General features: G+C 74.2%; 13 protein-coding genes and 2 pseudogenes. 6 read left to right on the forward strand and 9 right to left on the reverse strand.

Annotation, left to right across the window (positions count from 1 at the left end; genetic code table 11):
- Positions 1-4: 4 nt before the first annotated feature.
- Positions 5-1,165 (reverse strand): ATP-grasp fold amidoligase family protein, encoded by a 1,161-nt coding sequence (locus AC1QRC_RS03085; protein WP_484205373.1) that lies wholly within the window; start codon positions 1,163-1,165, stop codon positions 5-7.
- A gap of 104 nt (positions 1,166-1,269) precedes the next feature.
- Here AC1QRC_RS03085 and AC1QRC_RS03090 point away from each other — a divergent pair, with 104 nt between their 5' ends.
- The 4 genes from AC1QRC_RS03090 to AC1QRC_RS03105 are packed head-to-tail and all read left to right on the forward strand — an operon-like array spanning position 1,270 to position 6,136.
- Entirely contained in the window at positions 1,270-3,147 is a 1,878-nt protein-coding gene (locus AC1QRC_RS03090) for a glycosyltransferase family protein (protein WP_484205374.1), read from the forward strand.
- Positions 3,134-4,246 carry a hypothetical protein gene (locus tag AC1QRC_RS03095; protein WP_484205375.1) on the forward strand — a complete coding sequence of 371 codons (1,113 nt, stop codon included), beginning with the start codon at positions 3,134-3,136 and terminating at the stop codon, positions 4,244-4,246. The genes AC1QRC_RS03090 and AC1QRC_RS03095 overlap by 14 nt, the downstream gene beginning before the upstream one ends.
- A complete protein-coding gene (locus AC1QRC_RS03100) occupies positions 4,191-4,787 on the forward strand; it encodes a hypothetical protein (protein WP_484205376.1) in 597 nt (198 codons plus the stop codon). The genes AC1QRC_RS03095 and AC1QRC_RS03100 overlap by 56 nt, the downstream gene beginning before the upstream one ends.
- A complete protein-coding gene (locus AC1QRC_RS03105; RefSeq protein ID WP_484205377.1) occupies positions 4,784-6,136 on the forward strand; it encodes a hypothetical protein in 1,353 nt (450 codons plus the stop codon). Before AC1QRC_RS03100 ends, AC1QRC_RS03105 begins: the two co-directional genes overlap by 4 nt.
- Here AC1QRC_RS03105 and AC1QRC_RS03110 read toward each other — a convergent pair.
- The 5 genes from AC1QRC_RS03110 to AC1QRC_RS03130 all read right to left on the reverse strand — a co-directional run bounded on the left by AC1QRC_RS03110 (position 6,123) and on the right by AC1QRC_RS03130 (position 9,411).
- A complete protein-coding gene (locus AC1QRC_RS03110; RefSeq protein WP_484205378.1) occupies positions 6,123-6,770 on the reverse strand; it encodes a hypothetical protein in 648 nt (215 codons plus the stop codon). The two genes, AC1QRC_RS03105 and AC1QRC_RS03110, sit on opposite strands and share 14 nt — an antisense overlap.
- Positions 6,771-7,022: 252 nt before the next feature.
- Positions 7,023-7,175 (reverse strand): hypothetical protein, encoded by a 153-nt coding sequence (locus AC1QRC_RS03115; RefSeq protein ID WP_484205379.1) that lies wholly within the window; start codon positions 7,173-7,175, stop codon positions 7,023-7,025.
- Positions 7,176-7,966: 791 nt separating this feature from the next.
- Positions 7,967-8,440: a glycosyltransferase family 2 protein gene (locus AC1QRC_RS03120; RefSeq protein ID WP_484206563.1), complete on the reverse strand. Its 474-nt coding sequence runs from the start codon at positions 8,438-8,440 to the stop codon at positions 7,967-7,969.
- A gap of 72 nt (positions 8,441-8,512) precedes the next feature.
- Positions 8,513-8,800 (reverse strand): hypothetical protein, encoded by a 288-nt coding sequence (locus tag AC1QRC_RS03125; protein ID WP_484205380.1) that lies wholly within the window; start codon positions 8,798-8,800, stop codon positions 8,513-8,515.
- 212 nt (positions 8,801-9,012) lie between these two features.
- A complete protein-coding gene (locus AC1QRC_RS03130; protein WP_484205381.1) occupies positions 9,013-9,411 on the reverse strand; it encodes a hypothetical protein in 399 nt (132 codons plus the stop codon).
- Between the two features lie 1,106 nt (positions 9,412-10,517).
- Between AC1QRC_RS03130 and AC1QRC_RS03135 the strand changes: the two are divergent.
- Positions 10,518-10,892 (forward strand): annotated as a pseudogene (locus tag AC1QRC_RS03135) (glycosyltransferase family 2 protein); the annotation flags it as partial.
- Positions 10,893-10,959: 67 nt separating this feature from the next.
- Positions 10,960-11,862: a hypothetical protein gene (locus AC1QRC_RS03140; protein WP_484205382.1), complete on the forward strand. Its 903-nt coding sequence runs from the start codon at positions 10,960-10,962 to the stop codon at positions 11,860-11,862.
- Here AC1QRC_RS03140 and AC1QRC_RS03145 read toward each other — a convergent pair.
- The 3 genes and pseudogenes from AC1QRC_RS03145 to AC1QRC_RS03155 form a co-directional block, all read right to left on the reverse strand.
- Entirely contained in the window at positions 11,789-13,735 is a 1,947-nt protein-coding gene (locus AC1QRC_RS03145) for an acyltransferase family protein (protein ID WP_484205383.1), read from the reverse strand. The two genes, AC1QRC_RS03140 and AC1QRC_RS03145, sit on opposite strands and share 74 nt — an antisense overlap.
- 55 nt (positions 13,736-13,790) lie before the next feature.
- Positions 13,791-14,063 (reverse strand): annotated as a pseudogene (locus AC1QRC_RS03150) (acyltransferase family protein); the annotation flags it as partial.
- Between the two features lie 55 nt (positions 14,064-14,118).
- Entirely contained in the window at positions 14,119-16,188 is a 2,070-nt protein-coding gene (locus tag AC1QRC_RS03155) for a hypothetical protein (RefSeq protein ID WP_484205384.1), read from the reverse strand.
- Positions 16,189-16,225 lie beyond the last annotated feature (37 nt).

Below are 16,225 nucleotides of genomic sequence, written 5' to 3' on the forward strand. Positions count from 1 at the left end.
CAGGCTAGCGGACCCCCGGCGCGCACCACTGCGCGCAGGGGACCACACGCACGGCCCACGAGCCGGGGTCGTCCGCGGTCGAGACGTGCCCCTCCGGATACAGGTTGGGCGCCGGGTGCTCCCCGTGCAGGATCCCGAACGGGCGACCGGCCACCAGGTCGAGGTCGAGCTCCCAACGACCCCGCTCCCAGACCCGCCCCAGCGCCTCGTTGTGCTCGGGGAGGTACTGCTGGGCCCCGCCCGGCACCCGGGTGATCTCCCCCAGGACCGGTCCCCGGTCGGTCGCATAGAAGTCGACCCTGACGAAGGGCACCCCCACCGCCCGGGACAGGTGCCGGGTGTGCTCGATCATCTCCCGCAGGCCCTCCGGGTGGGGGATGTCCGGGTCGATGTTCTGGACGGGCGACACGGGGCCGAGGTCGGCACAGTCCGCGTCGAGGTAGCGGTACCGCGCGGTGCGCAGGTTGCCGTGCTCGGGCATCCGACGGAGCAGGGTGTGCTGGATGGTGCCGTAGGAGGCGTAGAGCTTGACGTCGTCCGGGATCGGGCCGCCGCCCGGCTGGACCAGCACCTCCTCGGCGAAGAACGGCCCGCTGAGCGAGGTGACCGAGGCCAGGCGGTCGCGGATCCCCTGACCGGTGAACTGCGCGGTGCCGTCCAGCAGCTCGTACCGGTCCGGCCCCTCCCGGCGCAGCGGGAGCACACCGTGGCCCCCGGCGCCGCCGTCGGACTTCAGCACGAAGGAGTCCGGGAGCCCGTCCAGGTCGATGTCCTCGATCCGGCGCCACGCGCCGAACACGGTGGGGACGGGTATGCCGTGGCTCGCCGCCAGCCGGTAGTTGCGCAGCTTGAACGGGAGCTGGCGCTGGGGGTGCCGCTGGTCACGGTCGATGCCCCGCAGGTCGATGAGGGTGCGCCGCAGGTTCACCAGGTCCCGGCGGAACGAGGGGTGCTCCGGGCTGGCCCACCGCCACTGCTCCTTGGCCGAGCGCAGCGCCTTGTCCTTCGTGGCCACGGCCTTCTCCCCCGCCTCGACCCGGGCCCGCAGCTCCTCGACCTCGGCCCGCAGGTCCGCCACCTGGCCCTCGCGCTCCCGCAGTTTGGCGTCCCGCCAGCCGATCCCGGGAAGGCGACGCGCGATCCGGCCACGCAGTGTGTCGGTCATGCTGCTCCCTGCCCCTCTCGATGCTCGGTCGCCCGTTCGGGCACCGGCTGCTATGGCATGCTAACGGTCGGATCCGGCACCGCAGGGAAGGAACGTGATGACGGGTGGCTGACGTCGCCGCGAAACTCGCCAGGGGGCGGCGGGCCCTCCGGCGCGCTGTCAGCGACCCGCAGGCCCGCACCCGGTACGTCTCGATCATCCGCAGCAAGGCCACCGAGCGCGCCCGCCAGGCGGTGCCCCGCCGGTTCCGCAGCGAGATCCACCTCCCGGACGCCCGGCTGCCGTCCGGCCCGGTGAACCGCCCGGACCTGCGCGTCGCGGTGCTCCTGGACCCCTTCAGCGAGCTCGCCTTCCGCTACGAGTGGGACCAGGTGGCACCCACCCCGGAGACCTGGCGCGCCGAGTTCACGGCCCGGCGTCCCGACCTGTTCTTCGCCGAGTCCGCCTGGCGCGGCAACGACGGCGCGTGGCGGCTGGCGATGACCGGCAGCGCCGGCCCCAGCCAGGAGCTGCGGGACCTGCTCGACTGGTGCCGGGAGCACGGCGTCCCGACGGTGTTCTGGAACAAGGAGGACCCGCCGAACTACGACCGGTTCATCGCCACCGCCCGTCTCTTCGACCACGTGTTCACCGTGGACGCCGACCGGCTCCCGGACTACCGCCGGGACCTGGGTCACGACCGGGTGCAGCTGCTGCCGTTCGGCGCCCAGCCCCGGATCCACACCCCGGTCCGCCCCAAGGGCTTCCCCCCGCACTGCTACGACATCGCCTTCGCCGGGAGCTACTTCCGAGACAAGCACCCCGAGCGTCGCGAACAGATGGACGCGATGCTCCCGGTCGCCCAGCAGCACGGGCTGCACATCTACTCCCGGATGCAGGCCGAGGACGAGCGCTACCAGTTCCCCATCGCCTTCCGGAAGAACATCGTCGGGACGCTGCCGTACCCGGAGATGCTGGCGGCCGCCCCGGCCTACAAGCTCTTCCTCAACGTCAACTCGGTCACCGGGTCGCCCACCATGTGCGCCCGCCGGCTGTTCGAGCTGTCGGCGGCCCAGGTCCCGGTCGTCTCGGGCCCGGCCGCCAGCATCCGGCCGTTCTTCGGCGACACCATCACCGTGGTCCGCGACCGCGAGGAGGCGGAGACCCGGATCGGGGTGCTGATGCGGCACCCGGAGCTGCGCGACCGGCAGGCGATGCTGGCCCACCGCCGGGTCTTCGCCGACCACCTGTACCGGCACCGGGTCGACCAGGTGCTGGAGACGGTCGGCCTGCCGGTGACCCCGCGGCCCCGGCGCATCTCCGCGATCGTCCCGACCATGCGACCCGACCAGGTGGACCATGTGCTCGCCACCCTGGCCCGGCAGCTCCATCACGACGTGGAGCTGGTGCTGCTCACCCACGGGTTCGCCCCCGACGAGCCGGCGCTGCGGGCCCGGGCGGCCGACCTGGGGCTGGAGCACCTGGTCGTCCGGGAGATCGACCCGTCGGTCACCCTGGGGGCGATGATGAACACCGGGGTGGAGCTGGCCTCCGGCGACTACCTGGCCAAGATGGACGACGACAACCACTACGGGGCGCACTACCTGTCCGACCTGATCAACGGCTTCGACTACAGCGAGGCCGAGGTCGTCGGGAAGTGGGCGCACTTCGTGCACCTGCAGTCCACCGGGGCGACCCTGCTGCGGTTCGGCCACGCCGAGCACCGCTATGTCGACATGGTCCAGGGGGGCACCCTGCTGATGCCGCGGGAGGTGGCCCGCCGGATCCGCTTCGAGGACCTGCCCCGCCGGGTCGACTCGACCTTCCTGGACAAGGTGCGCGCCCAGGGCGGCCGCGTCTACTCGACCGATCGGTTCAACTTCGTGTCGATCCGTGGTGCCAGCCCCGACGGCCACACCTGGTCCATCACCGACGACCAGATCCTCACCCGGAGCAGCCAGCTGCTCTTCTTCGGGGACGCCGTCGACCATGCGACCGTCTGAGGACGGACCCGACCCGGCCCTGCTCGACGCGGCGTTCGCGCACGGCTACCTCATCTATCCCGGCACCACCTCTCCCGACACCCCTACGGCACGGACGGACGGCCCGCCGCCCCCGATCAGCACCTGCCCGGAGGTCACCGGCTGGCCGGTGCGCGACATCGCCGGCTACCGCTACCACCTGCACCCCCGCACCGTGGCGACGGTCGCCACCGGGGGCCCGGGGACCCTGGTCCTGCTGGGGCACCCGCTGGACGTCGACGCCGGGCTCGCCACCGCGGGCCGCATCGCCGACCGATTGCTCGCCACCTGGGCCGGGGCCGGGGCCGACGCGGTGGTGCGGGACACGGCATACCTCGGGGGTCGGTGGACGGCCCTGCTGCACGCGGCCGACCCCGACGCGACCCTGCGGGTCGTGCCCGACTGCGCCGCCTCCCACCCGGTCTACTGGTCCGCCACGCCGGCCGGGCCCGTCCTCGGGTCAGCCGGAGCGCTGGTGGCCCACACGCTGGGGCTCGAGCCGGACCCGGTGACCGCGCAGGCCTACCGGGACATCGCCACCTTCCGGCCCCCGCACCGGACGGTGGCTTACCCGCCCGGGCTGCACACCGAGCACGAGGGGGTGCGCCTGCTCCCGCCCAACCAGCTGCTCACCCACAGCCGGGGCCGGACCCGGTTCGACCGTTTCTGGCCCGCGGAGGACCGGCAGGAGCGCACCGACCCGGCGCAGGTGTTCCGTGAGTTCCGCACCAGACTGACCGCGCACGTCGGGCTGGTCACGGGGCTCGGACGTCCGGGCATCAGCCTCACCGCCGGGCACGACAGCCGCACCACCCTGGCCGCGCTCCTCCCGCACCGCACCCCGGACACCTTCGGCTTCACCTACTACAACCCCCGGCAGGGTGTGGCGGACCTCCAGCACCGGGCCGACCTGTTCGAAGGGGGCGCGGTGGGCAAGGCTGGCGGGGATCCCGCACCTGGCGCTGGCGTGGCGCAAGCCGCCGGAGGACGGGGTGGTGGACCGCGCCTGCCGACGCACCTACCCGGTGTTCCTGGGGTCCCTCGGCGCCGCCCAGGCCATGTATGCCGATCTGCCGCGTGACCTGGTGCAGCTCGCCTCGAATCTCGGTGAGGTGGGCACCGCCAGCCCCCGCTCCCGCAAGGAGGGGCCGCCCGACCCCCGCCGGCTGGCCGACCTGTGGCAGTCCCGCCGACTGGCGGAGGACCACGACTACGACGGGGTGTTCGCCGAGTACCGGGAGGCGGTCCGGCTCGTGCCGGAGGCGCTCGCGGGCTACGACTGGCACGATCTGTTCTACTGGGAGCACCGGATGGGCAAGTGGGGGATCCGCAAGTACCTCGATGGCGACCTGGGGCACCGCCTGATGCTGCCGTTCAACGACCGGCGGCTGCTGGAGGTCATGCTGTCGCTGCCGGTGCAGTTGCGCGAGGACAAGACCTTGTTCACGATGATGCAGGCCGCGGCCCCCGAACTGGCCGGCGGACTCCCGCCCGCCCGCGGGCCGCTGCAGCCCCCGCCGGCCCCCGAGGACCCCCTCTCGCTCGGCGACCTGCTCGCCGCGCGGCCCCGCTGGCGGCAGGACGTGCGGCCCCGCCTCCGTCGGCTGCGGGGCACGCCGTGACGGGCTGGGAGAGAGCGCGCGCCCCCGGCGCCCGCCTCCGGGCACTGCCGTCGCGAGTCGCCGCCCGGGCCCGGAGGATCCGTCAGGAGCGGCACGGGCACGACGTCGTCGGGGAGTACCTCGCACAGACCGCCTTCGGGCACGGCTACCTGCTGTTGCCGGCGACCACGCCCCCACCCGCGCACGCGCGATCCTGGCGCCGGCACGACCTGGGCGACCTGGCCTGCTACCTGCCGCCGCGCACGGTCGGTGCCGCGGCCTCCGCAGGCCCGGTCCACGTGCTCCTGGTCGGGCACCCTGTCGATGTGGACGCCGGCCTGGGTGACGGGACGCGGATCGCCGCACGGATCGCGGGGGCCCCCAGCACCGCCGACGCCGTGCGTGACAGCGTGGGGCTGGGCGGCCGTTGGACCCTGCTGCTGCACGATGCCGCCGACGCCCCGGGAGTCGCGCCGGTGCTGACCGTCCTGCCCGATGCCTGGGCCAGCCAGCCGGTGCACTGGCGGACCGATGGCGGGCTCGCGGTGGCCTCGGCCCCCGTCCTGGTGCCCTCCCCCGATCGCCTCGACACGGTCCGCCCGGGACACCTCCTTGAGGTCACCGACCCCGCCGGGGTCCCGCGGGCTTCGCACCGCCCGGTGCCGGCCGGGCGGTCGGAGCGCCCCGCCGCACCTGACCACGCCGCTCCCGACCACACGGCTCCCGACCACGCCGCGCCCGACCCCGACCTCGCCGCAGTGGCCGAGGAGGTGCGTGCCCGGCTGACCGAGCACGTCCGGCTGCTCGCCGCCCTCGGCCCTCCCGCCCTCGCCCTGGACGCCTCCCCCGGGAGCGCGCTGCTGCTGGCCGCCTTCCTGCCGCACCGGATTCCGGACGCGTTCGCGTTCACCTGCTTCGACCCGGAGCTGGGCCGGTCCCCGGAGTCCGAGGACCTGTTCGCGGCCAGCCTCCTCTGCCACCGCCACGGCCTGCCGCACCGGGTGCTGTGCGCCGACGCGCCGGACGCCGAGTCCCCGTTCGTCGCGCTGTGCCGCGCGACGGACCCCTCCGGTGCCCCGCGCACCACGGCACACGCGCTGTGGCGCGACCTGCCGCCCGGCACCGTGCTCCTGCATCCCGCGGGGAGCGAAGCCGTCCTGGGAGCGGGCGGGAGCGTGGGGACGCGCGGGGTGGAGGAGTCCGTGCGTGACCTGATCGACGACGGTGACCTGGCGCACCGGGTGCTGCTGCCGTTCCACGAGCCCCGCCTGGCGGCGTTGGTGCGGTCCGTCCCGCTGCCACTGCGCAGCAGCGGGGAGTTCGCGGCGGCGATCCTGGCCGCCGGTGCCGGTCCGGTCAGCGGGCGGTGACCAACTCCTCGACACCGCCCAGGTCGAGCTGGAAGCTCGCGGACCGGGCCGCCCAGGCACTGGCGCGCCAGCCCTCCGGCAGCGCCATCGCGACCAGGTCCACCAGGTCCGGGCCCTCTGGCGCTCGCACGGTCTCGACGGGCAGCTCCGCGTCCGACTGCCGCCAGGCCACCTGAGCCACCCCGTCCCGGACCGTCACCACGGCCGGCACCGGCTCCGGTGCCCGGGCCACCAACGCCTCGTCCAACTGCTCCCCCTCGAGGCCGGCAAGGGCCTCCCGGAGCCAGTCGCGGACGACGTCCTCCGCCCCGGCGCGGTGCACCACCGCCACCTGATCCGCCCGGGCGCCGTCGGCGAGCGAACGCAACGGCAGGGACCGCACCGTCCAGGGGCCCTGTGCCACAACCTCGACCGGGCCCCCGTCCGTGCCTGCGCCGGCCCCCGCCGGGCGCACCCGCAACCGCAGGGGCGCGGCGTGCGGCGCTGTGGGGGGCGGCTCGGGTCGCTCGGAGGGCTCCCCGCGGTCGGCGGCCAGCTCCGCCAAACGACTGACGAAGCCCTCGTGACCGAACCGCTCGGTCACGGCACGCTGCGTCCGGGCGACCCGCTCGGCATACGCCTCCGGGTCGGCCACGTAGCGCTGCGATCAGCTGCTGGGCCTCGCCCGGCAACGCGTAGTCCAGGGTGTCGCCGAAGGTGTCGCGGTGCTTGGGGTGCGCGATGGTCAGGGCGCCGCTGGCCGCCGCCTCCAGCAGGGTCCGCCCGAAGGCCTCGTGCATGTGCGGGTTGTCCAGGTAGAGGAAGAAGTCGAGCCCGGCCAGGAACTCGGTGACCTCCACCTGCTTGTGCTGCAGCACGCAGCCAGTTCTCGGGGAGGTCCTCCAGGTCACCCCCGTCGGCGCGGGCCAGGGCGGCGAGGGTGTTCTTCCCGCCCATCATCCGGACCTCGTAGCCGGTGGTCGAAGGTGTAGCCGCGGCGGATCTCCTCCAGGGCGGGGGCGAACTTGATGATGTTGTCGCGGGAGTAGCGACCCACCACGATCGGCCCCTCCGTCGCGAGCCGGGGGCACCGCGGTCCCGGACGTGCCAGTGGGCGAGGTCGATGAGCCCCGGGTTGTCCCACGGCGTCAGCCGGACGGTCGGGTCCTGCTCCAGGAGCACCCGGCGCACGGTCGGTCCCTGCGGCACCCACAGCGGGTCCTGGCCGAACAGCTCCCGGGTCCGCTCGGTGACGTCGCGACACGACATACCGCTGGTCGTCCCCGTCGGGCTCCAACGGGGCCTGGTTGGCCATGATCAGCACCTGCCTGGCCCGGACCGTGGCCCGGCCCGGCGCCGGGGGGTACTGCAGGATCGGGGGGTAGCGGATCAGTCAGCACGTCGATGTCCACGTCGTCGTCGGGGTGGACCCACTCGACGTCCCCGGAGTCCACCAGCTCCAGGACCGGCGCGCACAGCGGATCGTCCCGGCTGGTCATGAAGCGGAAGGCCTCCAGGTGCATGATCGCACACCCGCAGTCCCGCCCGCCGTGCCGCGGCGATCTCCTCCAGCATGGAGCGTTGCGGCCCGCCGAACCGGCGCCAGTCCCCGGCGACGCAGAGGTCGAAGTGCTCCGGGGCGGCGAGGTCGGGGGCGGCAGGCTTGGCCCACCGGCGCGGCTCGGGGAAGCGCCGCGGCTGGGACGGGTCCAGGAACGGGGAGGCCTCCCCCGCGCGGATCCGGTCGGTGCCACGGGCCGAAGGCGCACTTGTAGGCGTGCCGCGCACCGTGCCGCCAGCCGCGGGAGAACTCGCTGGAGGACAGGGTGTCACCACCCCGCAGGAAGGTCATCACCCGGCGGGACGTCCCGCACCACGGGTGCCGAACGCCGCGTTGATGCGGCGGGCATACTCGGTGTCGGCGCCCTTGCTGGTGGGGTCGAAGTAGCCGATGCGGTCGACCACCGGGATGGATGCCGGATCATCAGCGACGGCGCCGAGGTCACCCGCGGCAGGTAGCCGGGGCGGTTCAGCTCCAACTGCTCGCTGACCCGCACCCCCTGACCGCGGGTGGCCAGGATCCCCGGCTTGCGCGAGCATCGTGCGCACCCCGCGCTCCAACGCCTGGGGGTGCAGCCAGTCGTCGGAGTCCAGCACGGTCAGGAACTCCCCGGTGGCCTGGCGCATCCCGGTGTTCCGGGCCCGGTAGGTGCCCCCGTTGACCGCCTTACGGATCACCCGCACCCGGGGATCCAGGGCCGCAGCCTCGTCCAGCACGGGCCGGTACTCCTCCCCCGAGGCGTCGTCGATGACCAGGATCTCCAGGTTGCGTCCAGGTCTGGCGGGTCAGCGAGCGCACGGCCGTCAACAACGGGGGACCCGGCCGGAATGCGCTCATCAGCACCGTGATCCGGGTCGGGGAGGGCACCGGCTCGAGAGTGCCGGCAGCTGCAGCCGGTCGAAGGGGGTGAGCAGGCCCTCGGCGTCGGGCGGCAGCAGCTCCAGCGGCGCCCAGTCCTCGGCGTCCAGGGCCAGGTTCAGGGTGGCGAGCCACTCCCTCTCGTCGGCGCCGTCGAACAGCCAGGGGTTGGCCAGGTCGGCAGCGCACCGCCTGCGCCATCCCGGTGCGGACGGCGGGGTGGTCCACCAGCTGTCGTGCCGCCGCCCGGTCCCGGTCGGCGACACGCAGTTGCAGGAGCATCTCCAGGGAGCGGGGGCGCAGCGCGTCCGCGAGTCCGGCGGCGTCGACGGCCTCCAGGACCGCCCGCCCGCGGGCGCGGTCCTGCGGGGTGCCGGTCTGCACCGCCAGGACCTGACCGTAGGAGCCGATCCACTCCGGATCCATGTCGTCACGCAGCACCGGCCAGGGGTCTCCGCTGTCCACCCACGCGTCCACATCACCGGGGGTGTGCCCCGGCCAGGCCCGCTCGACGAGGATCTCCCGGCCGTGCAGCGACTTGGTCCGCAGCAGCGGTCGTGACCAGCGCGGTCTGGTCGCGTTCCGGCAGGAACCGGAGGTGGTCGCGCGCCACCTGCTGCCGGGTGGCCAGCACGGACGGTGCGTCGGGTTGCTCCGTCACGCCTGCTCGCGGGGGCCGGACGGACGGTCGTCCCCGCCGCTCTCGGCGCGGACCAGGGCGACCGCCTCGTCGAGGGTGAGTCTGCATCCGGTCCATCCGGCCGACGTACTGGGCCTGCAGCACCTTGACGGCACCGACGATGTCGGCGGGGGTGATCGGTGGGGGCTCGCTCTTGCTCGGAGCCGCCTTCTTCGAGCTGCCCGCGGTGCGGACCATCTCGCCCCGGATGTAGGGCCGCAGGGACCGGACCCGCCGGTCGGCGTCCAGGGCAGCCAGACAAGGTGGCGCTGAGCAGCGCCATCCCGGCCGCGACGACGAGCCACCACCACTCGAGCACCGCGCCGACCACGCCGACCACGGACAGCACTGCCGCGACGACGACGCCGGCCAGCAGGTACTTTGACCTCACCCGGTGTCCCTCCTCCATCAGGATCCGGCCGGCGCGAGGAGACGCAGCCTGCCGATCGTGCAGCGATTACGGTACCCCGTAATCTCGGGAGGGCCCGACCACCACCCCGTGGGTCGCCCGACCGGGACCGGTGGACGGGGTAGCAGGACAGGACAGGGAGGCAGGGACAGGCGTGGTGACGACCAGCCCGCACGTGGAGACCCCGCAGGCGCCGGACCGGACGGTCCCCCTCACCGAGCGCGCCGGCTACTGGACCACCTGGCAGCTGTGGCACGAGGTGGCCCGCACCCGGCCCGACGCGCTGGCCCACCTGGCGCTGCGGACCAAGTCGGAGCTGGCGCTGGACGCCCTGGCCCTCACGGCGACCGGTGGCCGGATGGGTGCCCGCGAGCTGGCCGACCAGACCCGGGAGGGCCCGGCACCCCGGCTGATCGCCGCAGAGGACCGCTACCGGGCCACGGCCGCGCTGGCGCTGGCCTGGGTGGGGCTGGACCGGGACGACCTCGACCTGACCGCCGCGGCGGCGCTCTACCGCCGGTTGTGGCGGTCCGACCTGTTCGAGGAGCTGCCGAAGTTCCATCGCCGCGCCGCGCCGCAGGCCTTCTTCCTCGCCGGCTGGCACGACGAGCTGCGCGCCCTGCTGCGCGACGTCACACCCCCCAAGCAGGTGCACCGGTACCTGCTGACCGACCTGGCGAACCCGCTCCTGGCGACCGCCCGCTCGTCGGCCAAGCCCGACGCCCACCGCGGCTGGGAGCAGCGGTTGTCCCGGGTGTTCACCGACAAGGACCTCGCCCCGATCCGGGTGCGCGTGCCCGCGTGGGCCGAGGCCGACGGCACCGTCCCCCAGCACCTTTTCGACCAGCTCGGCGCCGAGCCCGCTGCCCCCGCCGCAGACGCGGCCACCGGGCCCATGGTGACGGTGATCATGCCGTGCTTCCAGCCGGATGAGGGACTGCTCGGCTCGATCGCCTCCATCAGCGCCCAGACCTGGGACCACCTGGAGATCCTGGTGGTCGACGACGCCTCCGGTCCCGGCTACGAGCACGTCTTCGAGCGCGCGGTCGGCAGCGACCCCCGCGCCCGACTGCTGCAGATGGAGCGCAACGGCGGGAGCTACCTGGCCCGCAACGCCGCGTTGCAGCAGGCCCGGGGTGAGTTCATCACCTTCCAGGACGCCGACGACTGGTCCCACCCACAGCGCCTCGAGGACCAGGTGCGGCTCCTGCTGGAGGACACCTCCGCCCCCGCGAGCCGCAGCATGGCGGTCCGTGCCAAGGACGACCTGACGCACCAGTGGTTCGGCTATCGCCACGACCCGACCCAACGCCTCCAGCCTGATGGTCCGCCGGGACGTGTTCGACCGGATCGGCCCGTTCGCGGCCATCCGCAAGGGAGCCGACTCCGAGTATGCCGAGCGGATCACCACCCTCGCCGGACCCATCCTGGACACCCGCACCCCGTTGGCGGTCACCCGGCTGCGCACCGGCAGCCTGTCGCGGGGCGATTTCACCTACCAGTGGACGACCCCGGACCGCCTGGTCTTCCGGGGCTCCTACCGCGCCTGGCACGAGTCCCTCGGCGGGGAGGTCCCGGCCTGGGGCCCCGTGCTGGGCCCGGACAACGAGCCCCCGTTCCCGGTGCCCCGGTCCTTCCTCCGTGGCCTGCCCGGTGCTCCCGACTGGGACCGGGTGGACCTGGCCTACCTCGGCGACTTCTCGGACGCACCCCCGGGCGCGGACGACCCCCAGCTCCCGCGTGCCGCCCAGGGGCGCACCGGCCTGTGGCACCTGGAGCTCCCCCTCGCCGAGATGGGGGAGCGACCGGAGATGCACCCGGAGTGGTTCACCCGCTTCCTGGCCGACGACACCCTGGTCCCGCTGAGCCGGGTCGAGCCGGTCACCGTCGCCCACCTGATCGTGCTGGACCCCCGGGTGCTGCTGCTGGCCACCGCGCAGCCCTGCCGGCTGGCCGTGGAGTCGGTGGAGGTCCGCCTGACGCCGGAGCTGCTGGAGCCCGACGGGACCGGATTGCCGGTCGACCTGCTCGAGGTCTCCGACTGCTGCGACCGCTGGTGGGGGGTGCGCCCCCGCTGGGTGGCGGCGCCGGAGCTGGACGAGGCCGGGCGGGCCGCGCTGGCCCAGGCGGCGCCGGGGCTCGTGGGCGACCCCGGGCTGCTGACCGTCAGCGCAGCGTCTCCGGAGCACGTCCGACCAGCGGGACCAGGAACTGCGCGAGCGGCTCGGCGAGCACCGTGACGAACGTCGCGGTCAGGTGCGATCCCTGCCGATAGGTGAGCAGGTTGCGGTGCACCGCGTCGCACGTCCCCTCCGGACAGATCCACGGGTCCAGGTCGACGTAGTGCGCGGTGTCGGCGGGCATTGCCGCCACCGCCTGGCTCAGCGCCTGCGACCCGAAGCTCTGGGTGTAGGCCCAGGAGCAGGCTGTCTCGTGGTCCTCGGGGTGCTCGGCGACGCACTCGTAGACGGTCCCGTCGATCCCGGGTTGTGGGGTGTCCGACAGCGCGATGACCTGCACGCCCTCCCGCGCCAGCGGCTCCCAGTAGGAGACGTAGCCGGCCACCAGGGTGTCCACGGACGGTGACTCACCGGCCCCCCGAGCGCTGCCCCGCACCGCCGAGGTGAGGAGCACGTCCGGGCGCCCGTCCCCGGAGAGGTGCTCGAACAGCGCCTGCCCCCAGGCCCGGCAGCTCCCGTAGTCCTCGCCGTCGACCACCGTCAACGCGTCCGTGAAGGCGCAGGCCGACTTGGTGTAGACGATGACCCGCCAGCCGTTCTCCCGGCCGATCGCGTCGAGGGCGGTGACCCACTGCCCGGCCTTGGAGTCCCCGACCAGCGCCACCTCGATCGTCCCGTCCGGATCACCGATCTCGCAGGAGCCGACGGCGGAGTCGTTGTTCCCCACCTGGCAGCCGTCCTCGACCAGGGCAGGGGCATCGGCCGCCGCGCGGACGGGGTCGGGGGTGATCACCTCCGCCAACGGCTCCCCGTCCAGCACCTCCCGCGTGGGCGGGGTCGGTCCGGGGTCGGCCGGCTCCTCGGGTGCCTCGTCACGCGTCCAGGTCTCGGGGAGCCCGGGAGCAGTGCGTCCGGTGCCCTCCCGGCCCGCGTCGGGGGAGGTCGGGGACCCATCCAGCCGGCCGGTGGACACCTGCCCACCGCCGGCGGCGGTGCCCACCGACGAGGTGGCGGCCAACCCGAGGAGCACCCCGGCCAGCAGCGCCACCAGACTCGCGTTCAGGCCCACGGACAGGGCGAAGCGGGGCGACCGGGCCAGCCCCTCGGCATACCGCACCGGGCGCTCCACCAGGCGGTAGCAGAGCCAGGCGGGCAGCACCGAGGCCAGCACCACCAGCGCTCCCGCCCACGGGTCGAGGTCACCCCACTGCCACTCGGCCACCCGCAGCGCGGGCCAGTGCCACAGGTAGAGGGAGTAGGACATGCCGCCGACCCACACCAGCGGCGCCCGCCCCAGCACCGCCTGCGGCCCCCAGCGTGCGGCGCCGAAGCCGCCGGCGATGACCGCGGCGGTGCCCAGTACGGGGACCAGGGCCGCCCACCCGGGCCAAGGCGTGCTGGTGTCGAAGACCACGGCGGCGACCCCGATGGCGATGAGGCCGAGCCACCCGAGCACGGCCCCGAACCACCCCCACCAACGCTCCCAGGAGGCCGCGCCGATCGCGACGAGGGCACCCACCCCGAGCTCCCAGAACCGGGTGGTCGTGACGAAGAAGGCCCGCTCCGGGACCTGGGCGGTGTAGACCAGCGACCAGATGAGGGAGGGCAGCACGATGAGGACCAGCATCCCCAGCGCCAGCGCGCCCCGGCCGGGGACGTCGGAGACCCTGCGGTGGAGGCCGGCGCGGACGGCACGCCGGGCCCGCTGCCGGGCCCGGGTCCGGGCCAGCCAGGCCAGACCCAGGATGACCAGGGGCCACACGATGTAGAACTGCTCCTCCACCGCCAGCGACCAGTAGTGCAGCACCGGCGAGGGGTCGAGGTCCTCCGCCTGGTAGTCCACGGAGCGTGCCGCGAAGACCCAGTTGACGACGTAGAGGGCGGAGCCGGCGATGTCGCCGGCGATGGTCTCCCAGCGGACCCGGGAGACCATGCAGCCAGGAGGCGAGCGCCGTCACCACCAGGACGACGGCGGCCCCGGGCAGCAGCCGCTTGGCGCGACGGCCGTAGAAGCGCAGCAGGCTGATCCTGCCCTCCTCGTCCACCTCGCGCAGCAGCTGCATGGTGATGACGAACCCCGACACGACGAAGAACACGTCGACGCCCAGGAAGCCGGCGCCGGGCAGGGCGAGCCCCGCGTGGTGCACCAGGACGAGCGTCACGGCCAGGGCCCGCAGGCCCTCGACGTCCCGCCGGAACCGCGAGCCCGCCGGACGCTCGGGGGACGGGGCGGTCGGGGTCACGACGGAAGATCGTCTCACGACCGGCGGGGTTCGCGCGCCTCGCCGACGCTCGGCCCCGGGGCTGTGTGGCCGCTCAGGGCGGCAGCCAGGGCCCGAGGATGAGCTCCCGGTAGCGCCCGGCGGCCGCGACCGGATCAAACAGCGCCAGCGCCTCGTGCTGGGCCCGCCGGCGCTCGGTCTCCCAGGCCTCTGGCTCGGTGACCGCCCGCACCCGTGCCTCGGCCTCGTCCAGGTCCGCCACGACCCAGTCCGCGGGGAACAGTGCCCGGGCGCCGCCGACCGGGGCGAGGGACGGCCAATCGCGCACGACGGGCACGGCCCCGGACGCTGCGCCCTCGATCAGCCCCAGGTGCCAGGACTCGCGCCGGCTGGTGCTCAGCATGACCCCGACGCGCCGCAACTGGCCGGCCACGTCGTCGGTCCAGCCCACCACCTCCACGCGGTCCCGCACGTCCGGGTCCCGGAGCCGGCGGCGCACCTGCGTGGCGTAGCCGCTGCTCAGCCCCGACATCCCGGGCGTCGGGAGCGGCCCGATGAGCAGCAGTCGCCAGGACGGCTCGCGGGCCAGCAGGTCCAGCGCCCACAGCGGGTCCTTCACCCGGCGGCCCCACCCGGTCATGCCCAGGGTGGTGCGGGCATCGGGATCCTTCGGGAGGTCCACCTCCCCGACGGCCGCCAGGTTCGGCACCACGGCCACGGGGACGTCGGCCCCGGCGACCGCGAGCATCCGCTCCACCAGCACCCGGAACGGCTCGCTCACCACGAGGACTTGGTCCACCGCGGTCCAGTCGACCAGGTGGAACCACGGGTCGAGGGCGTCGAGGCTGTGGATCCGCACGACCAGTCGGGTGTCGCGGGGGGCCAGGTGCGAGGCCCACACCGTCGCCCGGTCCGCCCAGTCGGTGAACACCACGTCGGCCTGCTCCAGCAGGGGACGCAGCCGCTCCTCCAGCCCGGCGACCAGGTCGGCCACCGCCCACGGGTCCTCCCCGCTGCCGGGCCCGGCGCCCCGGAGCGCGGCGAAGGCCTCCAGCACGGCGACGTCGAGGAAGCGCTTGCCCAGGAACGGGTCGAGATCGTCCGGGCGCGCCACCTGCACCCGGGCTACTGCGGAGAGGGCCTCCACGACCGGGCCGTGGAACGACCCGTAGGACCCCTCCAGGACCAATACGTCCGGCGGGTGCTCCGCACCCACGGGGGCCCGAACTCCCGGATCGCGCTCCGTGCGGCCTTGGCCGACGAGGCCGGTGAAGGCGGCGCTGCGCCACAGCGGGCCCAGGAAGCCGGCCGGGTCCCGCACCAGGGGCGTGGACACCACCTCCGCGTGACGTTCCCGGTGGAAGAGCAGGGTCAGCGCGTCGGTCAGCCGGCCGCGGGCCAGCTCCGGAGTCCCCTGCGCCATCGCCCCATCGGCCCCCGCGAGCGCCGACCCTGCCGCCTCGGCCAACTGCTCCTCGCCCGGCAAGTCCTCCTCGTCACGGGCCACCCAGAGCCGGGCCGAGGCCTGCTGGGCGGCGAGACCGCTGGCCCCGGCGTGCGGAGCCTGGGCGAGGTCGAGGCCGTCGAGCACCCGGTGCATGAGGGTGGCCGACGCGACGATGCCGAGCACCGGCAGCAGACCCCGTCCGACCTCGGCCAGCTCCTCGACCGGCAGGAGGACGCCGGGCAGGTCCGCCTCCGCGACCGTGCTGGCCAGGGCCCGCGCCGTCTCCTTCTCCCCGTCGGTGAGGGTGCGCCGCCCGGGACCCGAGGCGACCATCCCGCGCAACAGGTCGACGAGTTCCGCCAGCGCCGTGGTCCCGGACCGCACCCGGTCTCGCTCGGCATACCGCAGGATCGGGCAGTCCCCCAGCGAGGCACCCATCCCCTCCAGCGCCCGGTCGGTCGCCGGGTCCATGCTCACCACCAGGGCCGTGTCGGACAGGACCGTGTCGGACAGTGCGCGGCGCAGCCACCGCTCCCGCGCCCCGCGGCCCAGGACACCGGCTCCGGAGACCCGCAGCCGCGGCCGGACCACCTGGCGGACGCGGACCCCCGGCGGGTCCTCGCCCCACGGGGGACCATCGGACAGCGAGGCGGCACGGGACGCCAGCAGGACGATCTCCTCCCCCCGGTCCCCGCCCCAGCGGTCGCTCGCTCGCACCACCGCAGTCTGACATCCCGACCCGGCGGGACGAATC

Source organism: Ornithinicoccus sp. (assembly GCF_057176825.1).

Bases quoted from the DNA above. Each gene is read 5' to 3' on its own strand.
- AC1QRC_RS03130 (WP_484205381.1), bottom strand. From the start codon at position 9,411: ATGGTCCGCACCGCGGGCAGCTCGAAGAAGGCGGCTCCGAGCAAGAGC.
- AC1QRC_RS03085 (WP_484205373.1), bottom strand. From the start codon at position 1,165: ATGACCGACACACTGCGTGGCCGGATCGCGCGTCGCCTTCCCGGGATC.
- AC1QRC_RS03145 (WP_484205383.1), bottom strand. From the start codon at position 13,735: ATGGTCTCCCGGGTCCGCTGGGAGACCATCGCCGGCGACATCGCCGGC.
- AC1QRC_RS03095 (WP_484205375.1), top strand. From the start codon at position 3,134: ATGCGACCGTCTGAGGACGGACCCGACCCGGCCCTGCTCGACGCGGCG.